Source organism: Neobacillus drentensis, assembly GCF_036965645.1.
Lineage (GTDB): Bacteria > Bacillota > Bacilli > Bacillales > Cytobacillaceae > Neobacillus > Neobacillus drentensis_D.
Genome location: NZ_JBALPZ010000093.1, coordinates 1 through 4,018, shown reverse-complemented (window position 1 = coordinate 4,018; position 4,018 = coordinate 1). Strand labels below are relative to the sequence as shown.

The window sequence follows — 4,018 nt, the reverse complement described above, 5'->3', positions numbered from 1 at the left end:
TAGTAGATTATAAGTTAAATTTTCAAACGGTATTTCTAATCACTAGGGCTAGTGTTGCCGCTATATTTATGAGAATGTGGATGGGCACCATTAACTGATGTTACGCCCTCAAAATGATGAAAATGCCCACCATCGGGCAAGGGGATTGCAGGGCCAGTAGTTCCTCGAATTTCATGTTTATGCCCATCATTCATAAAAGTTACAGTATAGTATCTATGGTTATGGGGAACTCCAGTGGGAGCAGGTTCAGTTGTACCTTTATATCGATGATCATGCCCTCCATTAATAGAGGTTACTCCGGCAAAATGATGTCTGTGAACGGGTCTTCCATCCCATGAAGTTAGAAATAAAATATGAGAATGCTCATCATCCAAATTCGAATCCACTGAATGAACAACAAATCCGCTAACTTGTATTTTCATACATTTTACCCCCTTCCTTTCTTTTTTACACACTATGAAATTGGACCAAAATAAATGCCTACGAATTTTTTTTCGAATGGAATGATTACTATATCTATCTTTAGTCTTACTAATGCACTAAAAAATTTCGTAAAAAAATTCCACACTATATTAATAGTTTGTCCATATCATTTATTCATAGATTGCGTATATTATTATGAAAGCTAGTGAAGGAGGTGGGAAATATGTCAGGAGGAATGACAACTTCTTTTGCGTTGATTGTCGTATTGTTTGTTCTACTCATTATTGTAGGAACTTCTTTTATGACTGGTTACTAAGTAAGTTTATTTAATCTGTCTGTTGTTCAATTACTAAATTCCATGTATTGGTAGAGCATACACATGCATTTTCTAAATGAAAATTTGCTTCTGAAAGGAGGATTATGATGCATCCACTAGTTAGACACCAAGGACAAGCTGTAGAAGTCAGAGATGTCCATGGAAGAGTTCATAGAGGAGTATTAGGAGGAGTTGATCCAGCTAGAGGAATTTTTATAGTTTCAGGCTTTTCACGCTTTTTCATCCCCTTCATTTTAATTGCATCTATATTTCTGCTAAGTATTAGACGACGTATCTTCTAGTAAAGAACCTTGAACAAGTACTGTAAATGTTAAAAATAGAAATTTTAATTCATTATGCAGAGAAGCCAGATTGGGAAAAAGAAATACCGGCTACTTCAAGAATAGGTTGTACACCTTTTCCTTCATTAATTTTTGGTCAAAGTATTAACCGTTCAATTGAAGCTCTTGCTCTTCAAGGTCAAATTTATGTTATTGCTTTCTTGGAAAGTATGATGGCAGAAGTGACCCTTTTTTTTATGGCTTCTTACGATTTAGGTATTGATAATTTTAGCAAAGCAAATTTCTATATCAAAAAAGCAGATATTCCTATGTAAGAAAATCGACTTTAAATAAGGCTGATATGGTTAATCGAAAAAAGGTCCGATAAAGGGACCTTTTCCTGCTCCATCCATCTTATTATTAGTAGAACACAAATGATGTACCAACGATGATAAGAAGAATGAACAATACTACGATTAACGCAAAACCACTTCCTGCTCCGTCCATTTATTTCACCTCCAGCCTTAATCATTCTTTCCGCTAGAACGTGTATGGGTTTATTAAATAACAAAAGCAGTACCAACAATAATTAAAAGGATAAACAGTACAACGATTAAGACAAATGTACTGCCTCCGCCGTAGCCAAAACCGCCGTAACCAAATCCGCGGCAGCCTCCGAATCCTCCGTATCCAAACATACTTATCACCACCTGTTAAATTGTTCGAAATAAACCTTTCGCTAATTATCATATTTCAAAAGACAAGAGTTGCTTGGACAAACATCATATTGATAAGGCAAAATATACGACATGCCTATAAATGCAAAGAAACGTCTGCTTTATAGGCAAACGTTTCTTTATATCCAAAGAGGTAATATATATGTCTGTGTAGCTGGCGGTGTAATCATAATATATGTACAAGATAATGAAATGATTGGACAAGAGCTGATTTTTAACGAATAAATGTATGTGAGATTGAGGTTCAGCTGTTCTTATTGAAAATAAAAAAGTTGCACTAAATAAAAGAATAAAAAATGGAGTTACTGTACAAGTTGAAGGATTTTCCGATTAAAATAAGGCGACTTACATCCCTATATGGGTGGATATAGATAACCTTTCATCCATTGATAATAAACCAAAGGAAGTTGCTGAAGAAATACAATCCTTATTCAAGTAACGGGCAGCATTCCTGTAATGAAGAAATATGAGGTTTGAATATAAAAAAGCCCCTTGGTAAGATATGAGTGTCCAAAGCTTGGCGGCAAAAAGGACACAAACATAATACCAGGAGGCTATTTAAATGAATTATAACCAAAATGAAAAGATTGCTCAAATTACTTCTCAAACATTAATTATAGGTGTTGATATTGCTAAATACAAGCATGTGGCAAGAGCTCAAGACTTTAGAGGTTTAGAATTTTCAGCACCGTTTTACTTTGAAAATACAAAATCTAGCTTTAATAACTTTTTAGAGTGGATTAAAACGTTAATGATCCAAAACAAAATGGAAAAAGTGATTGTAGAATGGAGCCGACAGGTCATTATTGGCTTAATTTAGCTCACTTCCTTAAGGAACAAACAATCAAGTTTGTAGTCGTAAATCCGATGCACGTTAAGAAAAGTAAGGAGTTAGATGATAACTCTCCAACTAAAAATGATGTTAAGGATGCAAGAGTTATTGCACAATTGGTTAAAGACGGGAGATATGCTGAACCTAATATTCCACAAGGAGTATATGCAGAACTTCGAGTGGCTCGAAAAATTCGTGATCTCTTATCAGTTGATCTTCAAGCTGTTCAAGGACAAATCCATAATTGGATAGACCGCTACTTTCCAGAATTCCTTACGGTATTTAAAGATTGGGAGGGTAAGGCTGCAATTCAACTATTAAAACTTAATTTATTGCCACATGAATTAGTGAATCTCGCAGAACAAGATATACATCAACACCTTCGAAAAGCTGTTAAACGTGCAGTGGGACTCAATAAAATAAAAGAACTTAAGCAAGTGGCAGTGGATTCAATTGGCATTCGTGAAGGTTCGGATATGGCTAAATTAGAGCTAAGCACGTTAATAGACAAATATGAACTTATAAAGGAAAAGTTCGAAGAACTGGAGTCTAACATAGATAAACTTCTTGAACAAATTCCAGGCTTTGAACAAATGTTGGCGATTAAGGGAATAGGCAAAGATACGATTGCGGGCTTTTATTCTGAGGTAGGGGACCTAGGCAACTACACCCACCCTAGGCAGATTATCAAATTGGCTGGGTTGAGCCTAAAGGAAAATACATCTGGAAAGCACAAAGGACAAACCAAGATTACAAAGAGAGGAAGGAAGACTTTAAGAGCTCTCCTCTTTCGGGTTGCCATGCCTTTGGTCGCTAAGAATACAGCTTTTAAAGCATTACATGAGTATTTTACAAAACGTCCAAATAATCCTTTAAAAAAGATGCAATCGCTGATTGCAATATGTAACAAGCTTATACGAATTTTGTTTACCATTGGTACAAAACAATGTGATTTTAGTGAAGAACGTATGTTAAGGGACATTCCTCATATGGCAGTATTACAGGTAGCAGCTTAATTTCTCTTTTGATTCGAAATTATTTAGTAGGTTAATTGTTTTTAACATTAGAAGCACGGATTAGTCAGTAAAACAACTAAAGTACGGGCAAGGACCCTGTCGGGCAGCATGACTGACATCCACCTCATGGAAAGGTTGGACGAAGGAATTTTGGAGCAAAGACTCTGTGAGAAATGGGAGGGTTGACCTCCATGGGAAATGTGGAGATCCACCAGTGCGACCATACTTTACCTATATATCCACCTTTTGGATAAGGTTGGTTTGGTAGCTATTAATTGTTTTTTCACTTTGCCTCCAAAATTATCCTTTAGTACACAACTCTTCCAATATTCAAATGAATTTAAAAACAGACTACCGCGTAATTCAGAGAAAACAAGAGAAATCGAGAGATTTTCCTTTCTATATAGAGGGAG

At 35.7% G+C, this 4,018-nt stretch carries 5 protein-coding genes and 1 pseudogene; 3 read left to right on the top strand and 3 right to left on the bottom strand.

Features of this window, described 5'->3' with window-relative positions:
- Positions 1 to 35: 35 nt before the first annotated feature.
- A complete protein-coding gene (locus V7266_RS18285) occupies positions 36 to 422 on the bottom strand; it encodes a YmaF family protein (RefSeq protein WP_335469711.1) in 387 nt (128 codons plus the stop codon).
- Positions 423 to 658: 236 nt separating this feature from the next.
- Between V7266_RS18285 and V7266_RS18280 the strand changes: the two genes are divergently transcribed.
- Together V7266_RS18280 and V7266_RS18275 are read left to right on the top strand one after the other, a co-directional pair.
- Positions 659 to 739 (top strand): YjcZ family sporulation protein, encoded by an 81-nt coding sequence (locus tag V7266_RS18280; protein WP_177177195.1) that lies wholly within the window; start codon positions 659 to 661, stop codon positions 737 to 739.
- 328 nt (positions 740 to 1,067) lie between these two features.
- On the top strand, positions 1,068 to 1,355 hold the full coding sequence (locus V7266_RS18275) for a hypothetical protein (RefSeq protein ID WP_335469709.1): 288 nt from the start codon (positions 1,068 to 1,070) through the stop codon (positions 1,353 to 1,355).
- Positions 1,356 to 1,440: 85 nt separating this feature from the next.
- Here V7266_RS18275 and V7266_RS18270 read toward each other — a convergent pair whose 3' ends face one another.
- Positions 1,441 to 1,527, bottom strand: coding sequence for a YjcZ family sporulation protein (locus V7266_RS18270; RefSeq protein WP_335469713.1), 87 nt, complete (start codon positions 1,525 to 1,527; stop codon positions 1,441 to 1,443).
- A 53-nt stretch (positions 1,528 to 1,580) separates the two neighbouring features.
- Complete coding sequence (locus tag V7266_RS18265; RefSeq protein WP_335469707.1) at positions 1,581 to 1,718, bottom strand: YjcZ family sporulation protein; 138 nt, start codon at positions 1,716 to 1,718, stop codon at positions 1,581 to 1,583.
- Between the two features lie 601 nt (positions 1,719 to 2,319).
- Here V7266_RS18265 and V7266_RS18260 point away from each other — a divergent pair.
- Positions 2,320 to 3,605, top strand: a pseudogene (locus V7266_RS18260) (IS110 family transposase).
- The last annotated feature ends 413 nt before the right edge of the window (positions 3,606 to 4,018 follow it).

Coding starts and splice junctions, on each gene's coding strand:
- V7266_RS18285 (WP_335469711.1), bottom strand. CDS start 422: ATGAAAATACAAGTTAGCGGATTTGTTGTTCATTCAGTGGATTCGAAT.
- V7266_RS18280 (WP_177177195.1), top strand. CDS start 659: ATGACAACTTCTTTTGCGTTGATTGTCGTATTGTTTGTTCTACTCATT.
- V7266_RS18275 (WP_335469709.1), top strand. CDS start 1,068: ATGTTAAAAATAGAAATTTTAATTCATTATGCAGAGAAGCCAGATTGG.
- V7266_RS18270 (WP_335469713.1), bottom strand. CDS start 1,527: ATGGACGGAGCAGGAAGTGGTTTTGCGTTAATCGTAGTATTGTTCATT.
- V7266_RS18265 (WP_335469707.1), bottom strand. CDS start 1,718: ATGTTTGGATACGGAGGATTCGGAGGCTGCCGCGGATTTGGTTACGGC.